At 59.6% G+C, this 21,932-nt stretch carries 15 protein-coding genes and 1 pseudogene; 10 read left to right on the top strand and 6 right to left on the bottom strand.

Going from position 1 to position 21,932, the window contains the following annotated elements:
- Nucleotides 1–22 precede the first annotated feature (22 nt).
- Together AC6CIG_RS22135 and AC6CIG_RS22140 are read right to left on the bottom strand one after the other, a co-directional pair.
- A complete protein-coding gene (locus AC6CIG_RS22135) occupies nucleotides 23–703 on the bottom strand; it encodes a sugar transferase (RefSeq protein ID WP_100670523.1) in 681 nt (226 codons plus the stop codon).
- A gap of 59 nt (nucleotides 704–762) precedes the next feature.
- Nucleotides 763–2,016: a polysaccharide biosynthesis/export family protein gene (locus AC6CIG_RS22140; RefSeq protein ID WP_127709758.1), complete on the bottom strand. Its 1,254-nt coding sequence runs from the start codon at nucleotides 2,014–2,016 to the stop codon at nucleotides 763–765.
- 419 nt (nucleotides 2,017–2,435) lie between these two features.
- Between AC6CIG_RS22140 and AC6CIG_RS22145 the strand changes: the two genes are divergently transcribed.
- The 5 genes from AC6CIG_RS22145 to AC6CIG_RS22165 all read left to right on the top strand — a co-directional run bounded on the left by AC6CIG_RS22145 (nucleotide 2,436) and on the right by AC6CIG_RS22165 (nucleotide 9,877).
- Nucleotides 2,436–3,794, top strand: coding sequence for a lipopolysaccharide biosynthesis protein (locus AC6CIG_RS22145; RefSeq protein WP_164866886.1), 1,359 nt, complete (start codon nucleotides 2,436–2,438; stop codon nucleotides 3,792–3,794).
- A gap of 319 nt (nucleotides 3,795–4,113) precedes the next feature.
- On the top strand, nucleotides 4,114–4,953 hold the full coding sequence (locus tag AC6CIG_RS22150) for a sulfotransferase family protein (RefSeq protein ID WP_437408789.1): 840 nt from the start codon (nucleotides 4,114–4,116) through the stop codon (nucleotides 4,951–4,953).
- 59 nt (nucleotides 4,954–5,012) lie between these two features.
- On the top strand, nucleotides 5,013–6,248 hold the full coding sequence (locus AC6CIG_RS22155) for a glycosyltransferase family 4 protein (protein WP_164866884.1): 1,236 nt from the start codon (nucleotides 5,013–5,015) through the stop codon (nucleotides 6,246–6,248).
- A gap of 34 nt (nucleotides 6,249–6,282) precedes the next feature.
- A complete protein-coding gene (locus tag AC6CIG_RS22160) occupies nucleotides 6,283–7,575 on the top strand; it encodes an O-antigen ligase family protein (protein ID WP_127709751.1) in 1,293 nt (430 codons plus the stop codon).
- Between the two features lie 313 nt (nucleotides 7,576–7,888).
- Nucleotides 7,889–9,877 carry a polysaccharide biosynthesis tyrosine autokinase gene (locus AC6CIG_RS22165; protein WP_437408751.1) on the top strand — a complete coding sequence of 663 codons (1,989 nt, stop codon included), beginning with the start codon at nucleotides 7,889–7,891 and terminating at the stop codon, nucleotides 9,875–9,877.
- Between the two features lie 90 nt (nucleotides 9,878–9,967).
- Here the strand turns inward: AC6CIG_RS22165 and AC6CIG_RS22170 are convergent, their stop codons facing one another.
- From AC6CIG_RS22170 to AC6CIG_RS22185, 4 genes and pseudogenes are all read right to left on the bottom strand, one after another.
- Nucleotides 9,968–11,416: a thrombospondin type 3 repeat-containing protein gene (locus AC6CIG_RS22170; RefSeq protein WP_164866902.1), complete on the bottom strand. Its 1,449-nt coding sequence runs from the start codon at nucleotides 11,414–11,416 to the stop codon at nucleotides 9,968–9,970.
- A gap of 40 nt (nucleotides 11,417–11,456) precedes the next feature.
- Nucleotides 11,457–12,395, bottom strand: coding sequence for a sulfotransferase family protein (locus AC6CIG_RS22175; protein WP_498323817.1), 939 nt, complete (start codon nucleotides 12,393–12,395; stop codon nucleotides 11,457–11,459).
- 67 nt (nucleotides 12,396–12,462) lie between these two features.
- The gene (locus AC6CIG_RS22180) at nucleotides 12,463–13,335 is read right to left on the bottom strand and encodes an ATP-binding protein (RefSeq protein WP_164866880.1); all 873 of its coding nucleotides are present in this window, start codon (nucleotides 13,333–13,335) and stop codon (nucleotides 12,463–12,465) included.
- 305 nt (nucleotides 13,336–13,640) lie between these two features.
- Nucleotides 13,641–14,091: pseudogene (locus AC6CIG_RS22185) on the bottom strand (enoyl-CoA hydratase/isomerase family protein); the annotation flags it as partial.
- A gap of 411 nt (nucleotides 14,092–14,502) precedes the next feature.
- Between AC6CIG_RS22185 and AC6CIG_RS22190 the strand changes: the two are divergent.
- From AC6CIG_RS22190 to AC6CIG_RS22210, 5 genes are all read left to right on the top strand, one after another.
- A complete protein-coding gene (locus AC6CIG_RS22190) occupies nucleotides 14,503–15,441 on the top strand; it encodes a formyltransferase family protein (RefSeq protein WP_437408749.1) in 939 nt (312 codons plus the stop codon).
- A 382-nt stretch (nucleotides 15,442–15,823) separates the two neighbouring features.
- Nucleotides 15,824–17,923: a polysaccharide biosynthesis protein gene (locus tag AC6CIG_RS22195; protein ID WP_437408748.1), complete on the top strand. Its 2,100-nt coding sequence runs from the start codon at nucleotides 15,824–15,826 to the stop codon at nucleotides 17,921–17,923.
- 201 nt (nucleotides 17,924–18,124) lie between these two features.
- Nucleotides 18,125–19,351: a glycosyltransferase family 4 protein gene (locus AC6CIG_RS22200; protein ID WP_102762338.1), complete on the top strand. Its 1,227-nt coding sequence runs from the start codon at nucleotides 18,125–18,127 to the stop codon at nucleotides 19,349–19,351.
- 65 nt (nucleotides 19,352–19,416) lie between these two features.
- Nucleotides 19,417–20,499, top strand: coding sequence for a glycosyltransferase family 4 protein (locus AC6CIG_RS22205; RefSeq protein ID WP_437408747.1), 1,083 nt, complete (start codon nucleotides 19,417–19,419; stop codon nucleotides 20,497–20,499).
- Nucleotides 20,500–20,755: 256 nt separating this feature from the next.
- A complete protein-coding gene (locus AC6CIG_RS22210) occupies nucleotides 20,756–21,919 on the top strand; it encodes a calcium-binding protein (protein WP_498323820.1) in 1,164 nt (387 codons plus the stop codon).
- Nucleotides 21,920–21,932: the final 13 nt, after the last annotated feature.

The raw sequence follows: 21,932 nt of genomic DNA on the forward strand, positions 1-21,932 counted from the left end.
CGGCACGTGCTCACCCACCGCATCACCCTTTGGGCGTCTCCGCGCCAAGACGGCGGGAAAGAAACTCCCTGGCCTCTTGCAGATGCCGTGCATGGACCCGCTCGCCAGTGACCAGCGTCTTCACGGTCAACAGGAGGATCCGCGCATCCAGCCAGAGACCGGCGTGCGCGACATACCAGAGGTCGAGAGCGATCTTCTCCTCGTCCGAAAGCCGCGTATTGCCGTTTACCTGTGCCCAGCCGGTCATGCCCGGGGCGACGCGGCAGCGCATGCGGCCGAGTTCGCCGAAGCCGGCGACGGTCGCCAAGGGAAGCGGGCGCGGGCCTACCATCGACATGTCGCCGGAAAGCACGGCAATGAGTTGCGGCAGCTCATCGAAGCGCAGCCGCCGCAACAAAGCGGTTGCGGCGGTCTGCCGCAAGGCATCCGGCAAAAGCGTGCCGTCAGGCGCCCGCGCATCCGTCATCGTGCGGAATTTGGCAACGGTGAAGACGCGCATACCCGCACCGGCACGCGCCTGGGTGAAGAATAACGGCAGGCCGAGGGTAGCCCAAACGACCGCTGCCGTGACCGCCATCAGCGGCAGGCACAGGACAAAAACGGTTCCGGCAAACAGGCAATCGAGGAAACGCTTGAGACGGTAAAATCCCAAGGAGGCAGGCAAGCCAAAGCTGACGGCCGCAGGTTCTCTGTAGGTTTTCAACTCAATATTCCCTTGGCGCGGGGCGCTTAACGTGTTTTAAAAATATATGAAATTAAGTCTTACATTCCGGCAATTGACACCATGAGTACGTCGCCCGGCACGAGTTCAGTCAGGGTCGATGCCTTTATGCTCGCCGGGGTGCCGCCGACCGGGTTCCGGCGAATCTCATAGGTATATGAAATCTGATTTTTCTTGGACTCGTCTTCGGCCACCGCGGCCATGAGGAGTATTTGCTCTTCGGCGGAGTGCTTTCCGGAAATCAGCTTTTTGATAGCGATCTCACGCGCTTGAAGCTGTGTCAGTATGTCTTTCTCACGGTCGGCTGCAAGCTTTGCCAACTGCAGCTTCAACCCGCTCAACTCCTGGCGCGATCGCGCAAGTGTGGCAAAGGTCTCCAGAAGCTGCGCCTGTTCGGCCGAAGCATTGTTTTCCGCGCGGGAAAGATCGCTTTCGGTGTTCAGCCCGCGTTTGCGCAAGGTAGCGATACGCTCCACATCTTCCTTGCTGTTCTGGACCACGTCCTTTTGCTGCAGGATGAGTTGGTTCAGTATCTCGATGCCGCCCTCTGACTGGGTTATGCCCTCGGCCAGGATTTGCGCTTGCGACTTGTTTGCGGCGAGGTCTGCCCTCAGAATCTTTTCTTCGAGCTCGATTACGCCATCGAGGGGCACGCCGGTTACATAGTCGCGAGCCACCTGAGGCACATCGGCAAGGTCAATCTTGTCGCTGGATTTCAACTGAGCCACAAGCCTCGCCGCATAGATGGCCTCATGGACGATCTCGGCGTTGGCGGCCTCTGCCTCCGCACGCAGACGGGCGCGTGCGACGATCCGGTCGGATGCGCTCGCCGCAGCAACCTGCATGCCTCCGGCAAGACCGATTGCCTGCTCGACGGTCAGCCCGCTGTAGAAAGGAAACGAGCCCGGGGTCTTGACCTCTCCGAGCACGAAGATCGGCCGAAAAGTCGAAATATCGAGAGAGATTTTCGGATCGACGAGAACGTCGCGCCTGCGGTACTCGCCACGGAGCTTCGCCAGCGCTTCCGGCACAGTGAGGCCAACGACTTCAACCCCGCCGATGAGGGGAAACTGCGCTACGCCGGCGCCGGAGACGGTCGCAGTAACCGGCAAGTCGGCATCGTCAAGGAAGTCGAAGGTCAGAACATCTCCCGAGTTGAGCCGGTAATCACCGGCCTGAGCGGGCATAGACGTAATTATCGGGAACGCGAGCGCCCAAAGAACCATCAGCAGCAGGAACGCCCCAAGCTTCCAACGGGGCAAAATCGTCCCACAAACGGCCGGTGAAATCCCCATCTCACAGCCTCCAAAAAAGGAATAAAGAAAACTCTACCAAAAAATATTGGACGACTATATTCTTCGACGCGCTATCACGTCAAAGGTTTTTAACTATTCGCAACCTCATTGTTGGATTTGCTCCTTGAGCCATCCCTCTCGTGGATGAAAATATTATAATATTTCAAATCGTTGCAGAAACGTATTGAACCTTTAGAGGAGCGTCGGCGGGGGAAAGCGGTTCACCTTGCAACAAATGCGGACGGCTTGCGAGCTTGTCGGCAGGTTTTCGCCGGCTCTTCCCCTAACGAGATTCACTTAAAGGCTGTACGAGAAATCATGGCGGATGGTCCGCTCCTGAGCGGCGTATGACTACCGGCTCCGCACAAAGAATTTGCATATACCTAATTATCATATCTCTTAAATCATAGGCGGTTCCAGTGGCGCTCCGAAAGAAGCTTCTCAAGAAAATCGGCAGCTTACGGCAAATTCTCAGTCGAGAGAAAACGATGCTGGAGCGCCTGCAAAGCATTGCGCACCTGCTCACGGGAAACATTCTGAGCTCGGTCATCGGCCTTATCGGCTTTGCGCTCACGGCCAGGGCACTCGGTCCGGCAGGCTACGGTATCCTCGCGCTATGCTTCTCCTACACGCGCGCGGTCGAGCGGATCGTAAGCTTCCAGTCGTGGCAGCCACTGATCAAGTATGGCGCGCATTCGCTCGCGGAGAACGCCGACGATGCGACCGAACTTCGAGCCCTGCTCAAGTTCGGCCTGCTGCTTGACATCTCCGCAGCTCTGGCGGGATGGCTGGTCGCCGTCGTGCTAATCCTGGTGGCCGCGCCCTGGTTCGGCATATCGGGAGACGGGGCGAACCTTGCCATTCTTTACTGCACGGTCCTGCCGTTCCAGGTCTCCGGCATGCCGACCGCCGTGCTGCGCCTTTACGGGCGCTTCATGGCGATCGCCTATGGCCAAGTCGTAACGAGCGTCCTGAGAGTGGTTCTTTGCGCAATCGGCGTGGTCACCAGCGCAGGCCTATTCGAATTCACGCTGATCTGGATGTCGGCCCAGATCATCGGGACGGTCGTCCTGGTGCTTTTCGCGCTGGCCGAACTGCGTCGGCAGGGCGTTCTTTCGGGCCTGATGACCGCTCCGCTACGCGGCATTACCAAGCGATTTCCGGGTCTGTGGAAGTTCGCGATCTCAGCGAACCTTTCGCTCACCATTCGTTCAAGCGCCAATGAGCTCGACACGCTCCTCGTCGGCTATCTTGCCGATCCGACCTCCGCCGGACTTTACCACATCGCCAAACGCATCGGCCGCATCGCGCAGCAGGCGGGCGTGCAGGTCCAGGCGGTCCTCTATCCGGAGCTCGCCCGGGCTTGGGCAACCAAGGCCCTCGGCGCCTTCCATCGCGCGGTCGCGCAGATGCAGGGGCTGCTTCTTGGTTGCGGCCTGCTGCTGATCGGCAGCCTTTACCTCGTGATCGGCCCGCTGCTCACCTGGGCCGCCGGGCCTGATTTCGCAGCAGCGGGTCCCCTCGTCGTCGTGCAGTCGGTCGCAGTGACCATGACGCTATGCGGTGCGGTCATCCGCTCGGCGCTTCTCGCAATGGGCCGCGAAAACGAGATACTGCGCAGCGTCACGATTGCCGCGATCGGCTTTCATGCGACCGCCTTCGCCCTCATTCCGGTCATAGGCGCGATGGGGGCGAACGTCGCCCACATCGTCATGGCCTCGATCTGGCTGTCGACGATGATGCTGAGCTACCGCCGAACCCCTGCGCCAGGAGGCTGAACCGCAAACTTTAAGAAGCATCTTGCCTCCAGCCCGTTTTTCTGTGAAATTCGCCGCCAGATTTTATTTATTTCAAATATTGCTGGGATTAACACTTAAAACTGAGGTCGCTTTTCCGGATTTTTCGCGCAAATTCTGCTGCTTCGCCACGGAACCTCAACCTATACATTCAATACCGACGGCCGACCGTAGCTGCACCCCGTTCACGCTAGCGAATTTCGGAAGCATTGTCTGACCCAGGACCCAAGCCTCTGTTGTAGGCGGCGAACCATTCGTTTCGGTGCAATCGCCCTGGAGGCGATCGATGAAAGGGCCAAAGATGGAAATGCGGGAAATCGACTTCCTGATCATCGGAGCGACGAAGAGCGCGACGACGTGGCTTCAGCAATCGTTGCAGCAGGACCCGGGCATATTCATGCCCGATCCCGAACTGCACTATTTCAGCCGCTATTACGAGCGCGGCGACGAATGGTATCTGGAACATTTCGCAGGCCAGGAGCACCGGCGGCTGCGCGGTGAAAAATCCAACTCCTACATGGATGTGCCGGAAGCGGCGGAGAGAATAAGGGAAAAACTGCCCCAGGCCCGCCTGATAGCGCAGCTTCGCAATCCGGTGGACCGGGCCTATTCCGATTATTGCATGCTTTATCGCCGCGCCGAGGTCGGGCGCGACATCGCCCAGTACCTCGATCCGCGACAAGGAGCGGGCGGGCGCTTCCTGAACGGCGGTCTTTATTTTCAGCAGTTGCAGGGCTATCTCGATCGCTTCCCCATGGAGCAGCTTCTGGTGCTCCTCTACGAGGACCTAAAGGTCGACGCCCGCGTCCAACTCGCCCGCGTCCGCGGCTTCCTCGGGCTCGAAGCCGATGTTCCGCTGAAGCCGCTTGCAAAAAAGGTGAAGGACAAATCGGAACCGGTCGTCAATCCGACCCTGCGCCGTCTCCTGCGTCCCTTAAAGCCGGTTGCTGCGCCATTCCGGCAGAATACCGGTTTCAAGAAACTGCGCTCGCTGATTGCCGGCGAGCTTCAATACGCACCGCTCAGCCATGATCTGCGCGCGCGGATGACCGAATACTTCGCGCCTGAAACGGAAAAACTCGGCGCCCTCGTCGGAAGGGATCTGACGGGCTGGCTGAGAAACAGAGGCCCCGAGAAATGACATCCGGCCCGGCGTACCGGGTGATCAAGCCCTTCATCAGCACCCTGGGGTCTAAGGCAATGACGTCTTCTGCAGCAGTTGATCTGAGCCAAGCGGAAACGCCCAGCATAGGCAGCGGCGATCAGGTGGTTGTGTGCCTTCCCTTCATTGGAGATCTTGTCGGCGGGAGTCACATGTCCTCGCTGGGCCTGATACGAAATCTCCCAAGATCGCGTTTCATGCCACTGGTCGTGCTGCACGACACCGATGGACCGGTCGCAGATTTGTTTCGCCGTGAGGGCATCGACTTTGTCGCCGCTCCTGTTCTGAACCGCCTGAAGCGGGCGGCTCCGCGCAACAGCGCTGCAATCGTCAATGTTATGCGCACACTGCCCGCGCTCGTCCGATTCCTGCGAGCGAACAATGCCTCGATCGTACACACGAACGATGGCCGCACACACCTCATCTGGGGTCTCGCTGCGCGCGTCGCAGGGTCGAAGCATCTCTGGCATCATCGCGGCGACGCGACTTCGTTCGGTCTGCGCCGTGTCGCGCCATGGCTTCCCAATCGCCTTGTGGCCGTATCGAAATTCGCATCGCCCCGCCCCGGGCTTTTCTCGGCTGCGGGCAAATGCAGTGTCGTGCACAGCCCCTTCGACGTCACGAAGATGGCCGGATTCGAGCGCAAGGAAGCCCGCGACAATGTGCTGGCCGCGATCGGGTGTACGCCCGAGACGAAGCTTCTCGGTTACGTCGGGACCCTGGTGGACCGTAAGCGGCCGATCCTGTTTGTCGAAGCGGTTGCCGCCCTGAAGCGGCTTTCGCCTGAGACCAAAGTTGCGGGTCTGTTTTTCGGCAATGCGCTCAACGGTCTGGACGAGGCCGCGAAAGCGCGTGCCGAGGCGCTTGGAATTGCCGATTGCATACACTTCATGGGTTTCCGTTATCCGGGCGAGCCCTGGATCGCCGGATTGGACGCTTTGCTGGTGACGGCCGTCAACGAACCGCTCGGAAGAACCCTCGTCGAGGCGATGCTTCTCGGCACGCCGGTCGTCGCGGCCGACTCGGGCGGAAATCCGGAAGTGGTCGAAGATGGCCGGACCGGCATGCTCGTGCGCGCCGACGATCCGGATGAATTCGCCAGGGCGTGCCGGAAACTGTTCAGCGATGCGGCGCTTCGCGATCGGATCGTGGAAACGGCGCGTGGCGAAGTACGATCCCGTTTCAGCTTCGAGCGTCACGTACATGCGATTACATCGGTCTACGAAGAGCTGACAGGCATCACCGCCATGCAGCGCTCCGCCAGAGCGGGATGAGGAAGAGTGCGGACGGGGCATATGTGAGGCAATCGTGTCAGAAACGGGGTTTACAACGGCACATCAATTTCGTTTTGCGAGCCAGCCCAGCAGAACGAACCTTCGCCTTGCGGCGATCGAACGTGCCGTCGTCTATTTGGCCGTTTTCCTGGCGCCATACGCGACATTCCGGTTTTCCGAACTTTTCTTCACGTTCAGCGATTTCTTCTTTTGCGTGAGCCTGTTCCTTCTTCTGATCACCGCGCGTATCAGGAGCAGACCGCTCGAACAAACGACGTCGATATGGCTTTGCGCTTTCACTCTGTTGTTCATCGGGATCATGCTTGGCAGCCTGTTTCACGGCAGTCCGCAGCGCGGGCTGATCGTGATGGGGCAATATTTCTTCGCCTACCTGATCTTGATGGTCATCCTCATTCGTGAGGACCCGAGGGAAGCCTATCGGCTGGCCGCCATCTTCCTGGCCAGCGTGATTCTCATCGATATTCACGGAATCATCACGTTCTACACGGTCGGGTACGTACCCGGAGAGGGTAAGGGCGTCGTGACCGGCGGGAAGCGCCTCGCTACCGTCCTGCGCAACCCAAACCTTGCCGCGGCGATAAACGCCCTGACGCTGCCGATTCTGCTGTTTTTCTGGTCTTCGGGCCGCCTGAAATCGTACCTCGCTTTGCCCGCTCTCGCGATCGTCATCGTCACGGTCGTACTGACGAGTTCGAACAGCGGGCTGTTTTCAACGGCGCTTTGTCTTGCCGTTTTCATCGCGATGATTTCGACGCCGCGGCTGCTCTTGCGACTGGCACTTGGAGTGGCCATCATCGTTGGCGGCGCGGCACTATTCGGCAGTAAGGAGATGCTGCCCAAGACATTCCAGACACGCGTTTTGGGCGCGTTGTCCTCCGGAGACATATCCGAAGCGGGGACGTTCCTCTCCAGAGCCGCGCTGATGGAGGAGGCGATGCATATCATCTCGGAGGACCAGATCCGGCTCGTGGGGCTCGGTGCGGATCAATTCCGTGAGAGAAGCGTTCAAAGCGCCCCGGTTCACAATATCTACCTTCTTCTCTGGGTCGAGGGCGGATTGCTCGCGCTTGTCGGCTGGTTAATGTTTTCGGGCGTCGGCATGCTGCTGGCACTCGCGATCTTGAAGGTTGGCGGAGACAAACGCGCGCTCGCGGCGGTGGTGACGACAATCCTGGTCTTCCTGGTAATTGCTCTCTTCAATCCGCATATGTATGCGCGATATTGGACCATGCCGATTCTTCTGTGTTTCGGACTGGGCCTTACGCAGCTGAGAGGTGTCGGACCGACCAAGGCTCAAAGCCCGTGAACCATGCAAGCGACGTCCCCAATCAAACGGGCACCGCCAGCAACTGAGAACATTCAGGTTACGATTTTTACTGGCCGTGCCGCGAAATCCGGGGTATCCTTAAGTTTGTAACGCCCTTCGTTTTTGATCGTGGCGTATCGATATAGTATCTGCGACTTCATCTGCCGCGGCATGGACGAGGCCGCGAGTCAAAGAGAACGTGCTTGTGCAGCCGAAGTAAATTTTGGCAGCATCGAACTAATTCATTGCGCATTATTCAATATTTTACTAAAGTAACTGAATATAGAAAATTTTTTGATATTAGCAGGTTTCCATGACGACATTCGTTCCCGATGGCAGCCTATCTGCCCGCGCTCATCACCGAGAAACCATCGAGTTTGCCGCTCAGCAGAGTGGGACTACAGTCGGCCTCTTCGATCTCTGGGCCGTGGTAAAGAGGCGATTCTGGTTTCTTGCGTCAATCATCGTCGGTTGCACCTTGCTGTCTGCAATTGTTTCTTTTTCGCTCCCCAAAACCTATACCGCCAGCTCGGAGGTGGTGCTGGAGCGCAAAGATGTCCGGCCATTCGCCACCGATGCAGCTTTGACGTCCATCGACCGCGACCGCTCGGCCGCGGAAACCGAAATGGATGTGTTGCAGTCGCGGAAGTTCGCCGGCCGCATCGTGGACCGGTTGAACCTCATCGGTGATCCTAGCTTCAATCCATATGCGCCCGGCGGGGACAAGTCGGACGTCCAGAGTCTTGTGGACGACATCAAGGAATTCATCGGTATTCGCAGGTCTTCGACTTCCGATCGGGTAGTACCGGATGTGAGGGCGCAACGGGATCACGCGATCTCAGCGCTGCTGTCCCAGTTCGAGGTGAGCCGAACCGGCGAAAGCCTCGCCGTACGGCTTGTTGTAACCAATCAGGATCCGAAACTCGCCCAGCAAATCGCAAACACGATCGCCACCCTCTATGTCGAAGCCTCGCTCGAATTCAAACAGGACGAGCGGGTCGCGGACAAGGAGCGCGCGCTCAACACCGGCGGTGCAGTGGCATTCCTTCGACAGAGCATGACACAGCCGCTTTTGATTACGCTGCGGAACGAAGAGGCCCGGTTGCTGCAGAGCAAGGCCGAACTCGCTGCCAAATACGGCAAGAATCATCCTCAGATGATCGATGCGGATTCGCAGATAGCAGGCATTCGAAGCATGATCGAGGATGAGGTCCAGCGAATCCTGTCCGATCTCGAAGCCGAGTCCCTGAAACCCAGCGCACGAATCGTATCGACAGCGGAACTCCCCAGTTCACCGTCGTTTCCCAAGCCAGGCCTTATCATTCCGGCGGCATTCGCTGGCTCCACGCTGCTGGCCTGCGTGCTCGCGCTCCTGCTGGAAACAACCGACACCCGTGTCCGTAGCGGACAACGCGCCGCGCAACTGCTGCGGATACCGAATCTTGGCTATATACCGAAGGTCCCGAAGCATCTGACCTCTCCGGGCGCCAAACGATCCTCTTGCATTCCGGACTGGAGCAATTTCACGTCCGCCGAAGCGGAGCGGGCGGTTTATATGGCCGGTCGCTATTCCGACGCGAAGCAACTGCGCCGCATCGTGATGGTCACCTCCTGCGCCCACGACGTCGCAAACGCGTCGACAGCTTGGGGAATCGCAACAGCCGCAGCAGCGGACGGCCGCCCTACCGCCTTCGTGAATCTCGACTTCAATCGCCACAACGTTCCCTATCTGAAAAGCATGGAACGTTCACCGGAACCGATCGAACGCTATCTCAGAAATCAAGCGGTGATAGGCGAGATCGTCCAGTCCGTTCCGACCTTGCCCGGTTTCGGGTTCATCGACGCGACGCACGTGATGACGGAGCCATTCAGATCGCTGGACTCCGACAAGCTCTGCGAACTCATCATGGATCTTAAGCAAAGCGGATACGACTTCATCGTGCTGCATGCTCCGCCGGTGCTCGCCTCCGGCGATGCAAGTTGGCTGGCGCCCTTTGTCGATGGCGTGATCCTCATAGCCAATTGGGGCAAAACGACTGAAGAGCAACTGCTGGAAGCTGCTACGCAGCTCCGGATGAACCATGCGCATCTGATCGGCACTGTGATCAATCAGGTCAATCCGGAAACCCACAGGCGCCACCACTATGGCGGTTTCGTCATCACGTCCAAGCGCATCCCGGCCGGCCGCTGGCATCGCGTCCGAGGCAATGGGGCATTCCCCGAACGGACGGACACGGACGTCAACACGCTTCATGCTCCCGCGGCGAGACCTTCGATCACGCGTCCGTCGAATGTCGCTTAGATCACCATGGGGTGAAAGAACTCTTCCCGCGCCGCAAACGCGGCGCTGCTGGATCTTTGGTTCCTGTGACAAGCACAGGATGAGGAGACCTTAGTCCACGGTATCGCCCGCCATAAAATGGAGAAATGCTTCGAGATTCGTCCATCCGTCGCCATCCAAGTCTTGCCGACCATCGCTGGCATCTGCCGGATCGCTACCGTTTTCGACCTCCCAGTCATCCGAGATACCGTCCATATCGCTGTCCGGATACGGCACCCCGGCATCGAGGTCCGGCCAACCGCCGACGTCCTGCGGATCGTTCACGAGCAATCGCCCGCTGCGGTTCCTGACCGCCTCGGTGATGCGGCGATCGACGGCGTCGCGGCGGGGCTTCGTCGCACCGGCACCCGCCAGGACGTCCTCGAAAGCAATTTCGGGTGCAGAGGCGCGGACCGCGGGTGCATCAAATGCCGAGGCTGAAACGAATCTTCTTTGTTTCTCGGCTAAAACGAGGCTGTCATCCTGGCTGGCGCCGGTGCGATAGGGTTCGTCGTAATTGTCCTTCAGATAAATCGCGTGCCCGCGTCCGCTTTCTTCGAAGAGATGAACCATATGGTCGTTTCGCAGCTTTTCCCCAGCGATCTTGTAGTTGCCGACCACATTGGCCTGGATCCGCGCCCATTCATCGCCGAAGCTTAGGACATATTGCCACTTCGGCGAGAAAAACACGTTGTTCACGACATCCGCGACGGCGCCGGGAATTTTCATCTTTATCAGCGGATTTCTGAACTGGCCGAAAGCGAAGAGAGAGTGATGGACGGAGACGTTGCCGCCCTTCGTGAACAACATGTTGCGCGCCCGCTTGTCCTTCCCCGGGCCGCCCCGCAGCAGCGGTTCGCTCGCAATACCCCACTGCCAGGTGAAGTTGCTCGCTTCTTCCGAATCGATCGTCTCGTCTGATCCCCAACTGGCGGAGATATGATCAAGCATGATATCCTTCGCCGAGTTGGAATACATTCCGAGGCCTCCGGAACAGCAAGCCTTCACGGCATGCGGACCGGGGCGAAGACGAATGTGCCTGATGATCACGTCATGGGTCACGATTTCGATTGAAGGGCGAATTTGCGTCTCGCCGTTCCGGATGGCGATCCCGCCGCCCGGTGCCGTCTCTCCGGCAATCGTCAGGAATGGATGTCGAACGACCAGCGATCTTTCGCGAAGAACAATGGTGCCGCCCGTGCGGAAAATACAAATGCGCGGGCCGGATGCCTCGATGCACGCACGCAAGGAGCCCTGCCCCGACTCGTTCGTGTTGACGACATAGATCACCTTGCCCCCCCGCCCTCCAAGAGCGCCGGCGCCGAAGCCTTCGGCCGTGGGAAAGGCACGTTGTCTCCCGTCTGGAAGCTTGGGTGAAAGGGGCTCGGCCAGTGCCGCCTGGGCTAGAGCTTCCCGGGAGAAGCCGACCCATGATCCGCAGACCAACCCCGCCAGTATCAGGCAACGCGCTATTGTTAAACCAAATGCCCTTACGTCATGCGCCTGGTAGATTACCGTCATGCTCTTGAGCCGCCATCCCGCAGAAATATGACACCGACCTTCAAAGATAGCCGTAGCGTCGGAGCATCCAGCCGCCCAGCCGCTCGAACGAAACCTGCTGACGGGTCGGCATCCGTGTTCGCCACGTTTCATCCTTGTTGAGCGCGATCGACGCGTTCATGCGCAGCCGATTGCCTGCCACTTGATGTCCCGGCCCCATAGCCTCGCCGTTCTGCAGCGATGTACCTACCTGACTAAGGTCAAGCTCGAGGAACGTTCCGATTTGCTGCATAACGGCAACAGGGTCAGACGCGAAATCCTCGTATCTGACACGCATGACCTTTTCAGAGCCCAATTTTCGCGAGAGATATTCGACGGCAAGATTGACCATGCTCCAGCGCAAGGCTGTCCTGAATACCGATTTCGGCTTGATTTCCTTCTGCAAGCCCGATTTGGCATCGCGCTCGTAACCCTTCAGCAACGACCAGGCTACACCGCGCCCGTCACGCACCAGATGAATGACCCGCATGTCGATCCCGGGTATCTGTGCAACGGCCATCGCCCTCCCCGGCAGCTTCGAGGAATCGACGATCACCTGCCGGCCCGAGCATGACTGCATTGCGCTGAACAGGCGCTTCGTATGAAGCATATACAGAGAAAATTGTTTTCCGAGACCCATGCCGCCGAGCAATCTCGTCATCATCGAAAGCCCTTCGAACTTTTGCTGAAGGGCGTAATACTCCTCCATTAGCCCGGGTCCCTGGCCGGCGGACCACTCCCGGCGGACCGAACTCCAGAAGGAGCAGTCACGAATTGCATTGCCGCACGCACAATATTCGTTGTGACGCCAGACGTGACGTGTGAGCGACGTTATCTCTCCGGCCCCCACCACAGCGGCATGCTGTCCCAGCGCAATGTCGAGTATGGTCGACCCGCTGCGTCCGTAACCTGCGATATAAGCGATGCGAACTGGTTGCGAGGGCATCATGAAGCCTTCCATTCTCTTGAAGCTTGATCTCCGCTTCGGGAGACCGGGACGTTCCATTCCGGCCGTGTATGGCTCCGCCTCACGATGCCCGGAAATCCAGCAGAAGCTTTTCGATCTCCGATCCGCCCCCGACGCGCTCCAGCGCGGCGAAAGAACCATCCTCCTTGAGCTCGAACAAGGTTCCAGCGTTTTCCTGCGCGCGGTTCGTTCGGGTCACCACGACCAAGGCGCCCGGGCCGCGGAGATAGGAGTGGATGTTCTCGATTGCTGTCCGGATCTGATCCAGCGAGAAGTAGTTCGTATTCAAAATGTTTGCGGCTCTCACGAGATCGAACCGACCGGCAAGGTGCTGCGACCGGCTCATAATATCGTCTTCGACGAAATTTATTTTGCCGTTCTCGGGCAATGATCGGGTGATCATCTGCACCTGCCTGCTCTTGCCTTCCCGTACGCGGTCGCGAAGGCGCGGTTGCAAGAGGACGCGCGCCAACAGGAGCGGGGCAAATGCCAGCGTCACGTAGTCAAGCCTTCTGATCCAGGGCCGAACAGCCACGCCGCGCAGATCATATTGTAGCGGCCAGCCTTCCGGGTCGCAAAAGACCGTGATTCCGGGAGAAAATTCGACGATGTGGGCCTCTACGAAGAGATCGGTCGCTGTAATGTGGACCGCGGCGCCGCAACTTTCGAGAAATTTTGACAGTTCCACCGTCGTCAATCCGGTGGAGACACCCACATCCAGGATGTCGTGGAGGAAAGTAGCGCGCTCGGCGATGAATGGACGGAACGCGACCTCCAGCTCCCGAAATCGGGACGGCTGAGTCAGTTTGAAGGTGCCATTACGCATCTTCAACCGGGCGAAAAAAGCTGACTCCGAGACCAGATCGAACGTGTTGGAACTCAATGAATAAAATTTTTTGGCACTTACGGTCATGGCGTGACAATCCGTATCCATTCAACCAGAAGCGAATATTTTTCTCAGAACTTGAAACCGTTCCGTCGCAGGGCGGGTGTCGCCCTCTTAAAAAATTGCCACGACGTGGCGTCTTCTTATGCGTTTTTAATATTCAAAAAACTAATCTAATGACTGGCGGCGTTATCCGCTCAGCCAAGACGTATCATAATTTCCGAGGCGCAGCAATTTGCAACGTTAGCTGGTGGTGCCGATTTATTCGGCCGCCATTCAGGCCGCAGACGCCGGAGCATTCTGTGCACCGCATGTTCCGATCTCGGTCCTGGTGATCCATGCCGCCGGGCCGCTTATCTGCGCCGAAAAACCGGGCTGCGCTTTTGCTTGAATGCGGCGCGCTCTTCCGCCGCGTCTTCCGTCGAAACAGATCGTCTGCAGATCCCGTTCGTATTCAATCGCCTTTTCGAGTGGCATCGAGACCGCGGCCTTCAGATTCGCCTTGGCCGTCTCCGAAGCTATGGGTGCCCGCGATACAATGACCGCTGCGATGGCTTTTGCGCGTGCCATCAGTTCCCCTTGCGGGACCACTTCACTCACCAGCCCCCATGCGAGAGCCCTTTCTGCCCTGACGGAATCCCCCGTCAGAGCCATGAGAGCAGCATTCGAAGCGCCGATCGAATGCGTCAGATGTGCCGCCATGCCGCCGCCCCCTATCCAGCCGAGCTTGATCTCAGGCGCGGCAAACTGTGGGCATTCCGAAGCGACGCGAATGTCGCAAGACATCGCAGTTTCCAGGTCGCCGCTGCTGCGAGACAAGGTGACGCTCCGCCCCATGTAACGGGAGCGGAGCAACTCAGCAAAATCCGGCCGATTTGCCGAGACTTGCGTCGCGCATCGAGAGGCAAAGCCCAATGCTTGCCTGCAAAGCGGTAGCTACCGAAGGTGGGGCCGATACAGTTCCTTGCGATTTCTGCAAGCACCTCGGGCGAGAAGATTGCCTCGAGGGGCTGCAGGCAGCCGGCATCGAACGCCTCCTCACCGACACCGACCCTCGCCAAGCTGTTGCGAATGCACGCTTCACGACGAAAGTGCTTTTCCCCGAACGGCTCTGGACTTCCCCGTAGCAATTGTGTTCGATAGGGCGATATTGATCTTGAATTTCTTTGAAGTCCCCCTCGTCAGTGATTTCCTATTCAATTGTATGGTGTGACCATGCGTATCGTATTCGTCGGCGCCGTCGAGAGTTCCAAGATTGCTTTGGAAGCGCTGATAAGAGCAAAGCGCACTCCGGTGCTCGTAATAACGCTGCCGCCCGAAGCGGCGGGGCGCCATTCCGATTTTGTGGACCTCGGGGAGATCGGGCGGGCGGCCGGAAGCGCGATCCATTACTCAAGAGACATAAATTCCCAGGCGACGCTTGAGGCCGTTGCAGCGGCCGCCCCGGATCTCTCGCTCGTCATAGGCTGGTCGCAGGTCTGCCGGCGTCCATTCAGGGATGTGGCGCGCGCGGGCACCGTCGGTTTTCACCCGGCAGCCTTGCCGCGTCTGCGGGGCCGCGGTGTCATCCCCTGGACCATCCTCCGGGGTGAGGAACGAACGGGCTCGACCCTTTTCTGGCTGGACGACGGCATCGACTCGGGACCGATCCTGTTACAGCGGCAATTTCCCGTCGCCCCCGACGAGACAGCGCGCAGTCTTTATACAAGGCACACCGAAAACCTGGCTGAGATGGTCGTCGTGGCGGCGGCACAGGTGGAAGCGGGAAACGCGGCCCGGATCGGGCAGAACGAAGCGGAGGCAAGCTATTGCGCGAAGCGCACCGCGGAGGACGGCCGGATCGATTGGCAAGACCCGGCCGCATCCATCTTGCGGCTGATCCGCGCGGTCGGAGATCCATATCCGGGCGCCTTTACATTCTACAAAGGCCAGAAAATACGCATCGATGCGGCAACCCCGGTCGAGAACTCCAGGCAATATATCGGCCTGACCGGGCAGATTCAGGCGCATACGGAGCGCGGGTTCATCGTGCTTTGCGGTGACGAGGAATGCATCGAGGCGCATGCATGGGAATGGACCTCGGACAGGCGGCCTCCGGTTCACGGCAAGCTCGGCGGGTCGGACCCGGTCCAGGCTTCCGGGCAAAATACATAAGCACAGTAGAAAACTATAATTGGGCCAATACTGAAAAACTGTTTACAACCCATTAAAGACGTGCTTTTTTATTACGGTATTCGAATATGCCTAGGAATTTTGCGTTGCGGTTGAAATGATCGCGAACGCCTATTTTTTGTTGAATTCATTTTATCTAGCCTTTCCAGCAGGTCGAACCGACACACAACAGACGCACTGTTCTTAGCCACCATAAGAGCTTTGGGGGTCGTGCGTTCGTCGTTCGGCGGAGCTGTAGGGCTTATAAGTATTGGAAGGGGCCGTCATGCAGCGTATACACGCCGCCGCGAAGGCAGTTCGTAATCATTTCCTGACGTTACCGTCTATTTTGGGAAGAGAGGGGGGCAGCAGAGCACCGGCCAGAATGTTTTGGGCGATCTGCGGAGCCGCCCTCGATATCGGCTTCAGGCGGATAAGGGGAGCGGTCCGCAGCGTTCAAAAATATCCTGCCCTCTATCTCACCGACCTGGCATCGGTCGGCGTCGCGCTCGCGATGGCATTATTGCTGCGCTACGGCGTCGGAGAGCTTTCCGCACGCCCGGAGACCACCTCGGTGCTGTTCTGGTCCGGTGCGCAATACCTCGCTGTATGCGCACTCGTTTTCCCCCTCTCGGGCCTCTACAGCCGTAATTGGAAATATGGCTCCCTTTCCGACCTCTTCATCATTTTGCGGGCGGTCTTCCTGACCTCCCTGCTGCTCGTCACGCTGCTGTTTTTCTCCACCAGGCTCACCGATATCCCGCGCACCGTCGTTCCGATGCAGTCGCTCCTGCTCATCTCCTTCCTGGCAGCAGCAAGGCTGAGCTTCCGCGCCGAGGAACTCGCGCTGAGGCGGCCCGTTTTCAAGTCCGGGCGCAGCAAGGACGCGCAGGACGACAACCGAATTCCGCTGCTGCTTATCGGCGCGAGCGATGCCGCCGACCTTTATCTTCGCGCTCTCGCACGCGATCCCAACGCGACCTATACGCCCGTCGCATGCCTCGACAGAAGCGAGGATCAGATCGGCATGACCCTTCGCGGCGTGCCGATCGCCGGACGTATCCAGGACTTCGAAGGGGTGGTTGCGGAGTTGCAGCAACAGGGCAAGCAACCCCGTCATATCGTCTTCACCGAGGCCCCTGCGGCCTTTGGAGAGGAGGCTTCCGACGGCCTGCTGAGATCCGCCGAAAGGCTGGGCATTGCCGTTTCGCGCCTGTCGCAGATGACGGAGTTGAAGCGGGCCAAGGGCGACAACCCCTACGAACTGCGCTCGATCGAACTGACCGACCTCCTGGAACGGCCGCAGGCAGCGCTCGACCGGGAGGCGATCAGTCGCCTCGTTCGCGGGCGCCGGGTACTCATCACCGGGGCCGGCGGCTCGATCGGCAGCGAGTTGACGACCCAAGTCGCCGCCTGCGATCCAGCGGAGATCGTCCTGATCGACAACACGGAATACAATCTCTACGCAATCGACATGACGCTCACGGAAAGCTTCCCCCAAGTCCCGCGGTGGAGCTATCTTTGCAGCGTCCGCCGCAGCCAGCGGGTCGAGGAGATATTCGAGCGGCACCGGCCTGAACTCGTTTTTCATGCCGCGGCTCTGAAACACGTGCCCATGGTGCAGATGAATCCTTGCGAGGGCGTGCTCACCAATGTCGTCGGCACCATGAATGTCGCCAACGCCGCCAAGAAATACGGCACGCTCGCTATGGTCCAGGTGTCGACCGACAAGGTCGTCAATTCGACGAGCGTCATGGGCGCGACGAAGCGTCTTGCCGAGCTCTACTGCCAGGCGCTCGACCTGAACGGCATCGAAACGGGTCTCGGCCCGCGCTTCATGACGGTCCGCTTCGGCAACGTGCTGGGTTCCAGCGGTTCGCTGATCCCGCTCTTCAAGCGTCAATTGGCCCGGGGCGGCCCGCTGACCGTGACCGATGCGAATATGACGCGGTTCTTCATGACAATCCGCGAAGCGGTGGAACTCACCCTGCAGGCTTCCGCCTATGGCTTTGAAAAGCAGCTCGGCCAGGGCGAAATCTTCGTGCTGGACATGGGCGAGCCGATCAAGATCATCGATATCGCCCGCCGGATGATCCGGCTTGCCGGCTTCACGCCGGACCAGGAGATCGAAATCAAGATCATCGGCTGCCGGCCGGGCGAAAAGCTCTTCGAGGAGCTTTTCGACGAAACCGACAAGCGCATAAGCTCGCCGGTGCCGGGCGTCCTTGGAGCGGTGCCCGAACCCATTCCGCTGCCCACGCTGAGGGACGCGTTCGCGCGCCTGCAGCGCTATTCGGAACGTGGCAACGAGGCCAGCGTCGTGGCGGTCATGCGCGAATTGCTGCCGCGATATGAGCACGAGGCGGATCGCAAAACGGCGGCGGCGAGCACACGCACGCCGTTGCGGCCGAAGAGCCGGATCAGGGCCAAGGCAGCGAAATCACCACGCGGCTACGGCGCGGAGGTACGCCTGCCCGGGAGGTGACGACGGGGTACACGATCGGTGCGGATGCATCGTGACGGCATTGCGGCCGCCTGCGAAAGTCCGCCGATCGGAAGCCGTGTCGCGCGCCGATCTTGCAGCAGACCAGTCGGCGCCCCGCCGCGCGGCCCGCGTGTACGGCAGTTGGAAGTTGAACGTTGAATACCACCGCTCGACGGTGGAGCCGATCCGGGGAGACGAGCAGTGGATCTTGTTGAAAAGGTTTCTCGAACCGAAGCCGAGGACTTTACGGACCGTTCGGCAAAACACGACGGAGTTGCGCGCCCGTTGCGGCAGAAGCGCGTTGTTGCCGTCGTCGCCAGCCTGACAGCCTCTCTCGTGATCTTTCGGCTCGAGCTGCTGAAGCGGTTGGTCGCCGCCGGGCACGATGTCATAGCCTTCGCACCCGAACACGACCCCCGGGTCGAGCAGGAGCTTGCGCGAATCGGCGTGCGCTTCATCCAGATCCCCATGGCGCGCACCGGGCTCAACCCGCTGGAGGACCTGCGGACCTTCTGGACGCTGCGGCGCCACTTCGCCCGCCTGCAGCCGGACATCGTCCTTCCCTATACCATGAAGCCGATCATCTACGCCGGGATCGCGGCCAGGACGCTCGGGATAAAGGAGCGCTGCTTCCTCGTCACCGGGCTCGGCCATATATTCTCGGAAGCCGCCGGTGCTTCGCTCAAGGCGCGGGCAATACGACAGCTGTGTGTCCGGCTATACCGTTCGGCGCTGCGGGGCGCCCGCGTCGTCTTCGTTTACAACGACGCGGACGACGACGACATTCGCCGCTACAGAATGTTGCAGGGCGGCCTCTCGCCGACGATGATCTCCGGATCGGGCGTCGATCTCGACCATTTCGAATTCTCGAAACCGCCTCGCGGCGGGCCGACTTTCCTGATGGTCGCCCGGCTGCTGCGCGATAAGGGCGTCGTCGAATATGTCGAAGCCGCGCGGATCGTGCGCCGCTCTTTCCCGCATGCCAGATTTCAGCTGCTCGGCCATTTCGACAGCAACCCGACGGCGATTTCGCGCGAGGAAATCGATGGCTGGGTGCGCGAGGGAATACTCGACTACCTCGGCACGACAGTGGACGTGCGGCCCTATCTCGCGGCGTCCAACGTTTTCGTCCTGCCTTCCTATTACCGTGAAGGAATTCCGCGGAGCATTCTTGAGGCCCTGGCGACGGGACGCCCGGTAATCACGACGGATCTGCCGGGCTGCCGGGACACCGTGCAGCCGGGAACCAACGGGATGGTCGTGAAGCCGCGCGACGTCGCAGCGCTCGCCGACGCCATGGCCGCTTTTGCGCAGGATCCGGACCTGGCGGAGAAGATGGGAAAGCGGTCGCGAGAGCTCGCGGAAACCAAGTTTGACGTCCACATGATCAACAGGATGCTGTTTGCCGGCATGCACCTGGCCGATTGAGGGATTTTCATGGTGCTGCAGATCAGCCACGTAGAACGTCGCCGCGGCAGACATGGGGCACCGCGATGATAATGCATGTCATCACCAATTTCACCGCGAGTGCCGGCGCCGAAACGATGCTGGCACGGCTGCTGCACGGAGCGACGGACGAGCGCGCCATCGTGGTTTCTCTCATCGGCGTTTCCGAGCGCAACCGTCGCCTCGCCGACAATCCGAGGGTCGCCTATGTCTCGCTGGGTGCCGCTTCGCTCGCGGCGCTTCCGGGCGCGATCCTGCGGCTTGCCCGACTGATCCGGAAGGAGCAGCCCGACGTGATCCTCTGCTGGATGTACCACGCGATGGTCGCCGGCACCCTGGCGGCGGGCATGGCTCGGCATGGAGCGCCGGTCTTCTGGAACGTGCGCCAGTCGCTGGACGATCCCACTTCCCTTACGCGCAGTTCCCGCATCGCGATTGCGGCGGCGAAACTGTTGTCGCACCGGCCGAGCGGCATCATCTACAACAGCGCCCGCGCGCTCGAACTGCATCGCGCCTACGGCTACGCAAATCGGAACGCGGTCGTCATTCCCAACGGCTTCGACCTTCCGCAAGTCGCGGCTCCCGAACCGCGAACGGCCCGGCGGATCGGTATCGTGGGTCGCTTCCACCCGCAGAAAGATCACGGAACCTTCTTCAAGGCGGCCGCTCAGGTGGTGAAGACCCACCCGCAGGCGGTCTTCTCCGCGGCCGGCAATGGCCTCGTCCGCGACAACCCGGCCGTCATCGAGCTGATGGCACAAGCCGGTCTTCCGGCCCACGCCGTCGATCTCCGGGGGGAGATCGGCGACATGCCTGCATTCTATCAAAGCATCGATCTCTTGGTCCTCTCGTCACGGACCGAAGGCTTCCCGAACGTCATCGCGGAGGCCATGAGCTTCGGCAAGCCGATCGTCACGACGGATGTCGGTGACGCGGCCGCGATCGCCGGAACGGCCGGTATCGCAGTACCGGCGCGCGACCCGCAAGCTCTTGCCGGTGCGATGCGCTCCTTTCTCGACCTGCCGGAGGCGGAGTATGCGCGTTATGCGCGCGCGGCACGCGAACGCATCGAAAGTGAGTATGCGATTGCTGCGGTGACCGCAAAATATTCAGATTTCCTGGCGGCTTGAACGAAAGAAATACATCTGTCTAACCCGTTTGATTATCTCCCTGCTATCGTGTTTCCAGCAAGGTGCACACAGAAAATTCGGCAAAGCCTTCTACACGATTGAAAGTAATTGATGAACTCTAAGATAAGTAGTATGGAATGGATTTTATTGGAAGAGTAAATAATTCCTGGTGGCGGCAAGAGACTTAGGCTGAAGATCACTTTGCGCCCTATTCTCAATTTACCCGCCCTCCGGCCCACAGCTAGAGGACATCAAAATGATTCTGAAGGGAACCAATCTTTCCGACACGATCCGCGGCGCTCTGAGCGACGATGAGCTTTGGGGCTACGCGGGCGACGATTATCTCGATGGCGTCGAGGGCAATGACATGCTTTTTGGCGGCGATGGAAACGACTTCATCGTCGGCGGCCCCGGCGACGACTATGCCGAAGGCGGCACGGGTAACGACCGGATCGACGGCGGCCTTGGCCACGACAGGCTGAAGGGCGGATTAGGGAACGACATCTTAGATGGAGGTGACGGCAGCGACATTCTCGATGGCGGCGACGGCCATGACCAGATCTTGGGCGGCCGGGGTCATGACAAGATTTTCGGCGGCGCAGGAGAAGAATATATCGACGCAGGCGATGGCGACGACATCATCTATGCCGGTTCGGGAGACGACGGCTTCAACAACCGGGTAAATCCCGCAACCGGGCAGGTCACGCAGCAGGCGGTTGCCGGCGGCGCCGGCCACGACAGGATATATGGTGAAGAAGGCAACGACGCTCTCAAGGGCCAATCCGGCAACGATTGGGTCTATGGCGGCGTCGGCAACGACATCGTCGACGGCGGCGACGGGAACAACTATCTCGACGGCGGCGACGGTCATGACGTGCTGGACTCCGAGGGCGGCGTCGACGAGGCCCACGGGGGCAGCGGCAATGACAAGATCTTCGTCGGCGCCGGCGACGATCGCGTCTTCGGGGATGACGGCGACGACATGCTGTACGGCGAAGCCGGCAACGATACCTTGAGCGGCGGCAACAACTACGACCGCATCTTTGGCGGCGACGGCAACGATACCCTGCGCGGCGACGCCGGTCAGGACGTCCTCGTTGGCGAGGCGGGAACCGATATCCTCTGGGGCGGAGCCGACGCCGATCGTTTCGTCTTCAAAGGCGCTCCGGCGCTCAGCGGCCAGGATACCGTCATGGATTTTCAAGATGGTGTCGATTTCCTCGTGATAGAGAAGCTCGGGATCAAGCAGTACTCCAGCTCAGGCGCTGCAGGCACCGTCTACGCCTATGATGACACCGGCGGAGACGTGCTGGTAAAAGGCTACGACTCCTCCGGCAAAGCCTTCTCCATTCTGCTGGACGATCCCGACGGCACCCTTAGCGCTGCGAACTTTTCGAGCAGTGATTTCCTTTTCGCCTGATCGGTGAAGGAAG

It is taken from the genome of Sinorhizobium sp. GQ132, assembly GCF_059758575.1.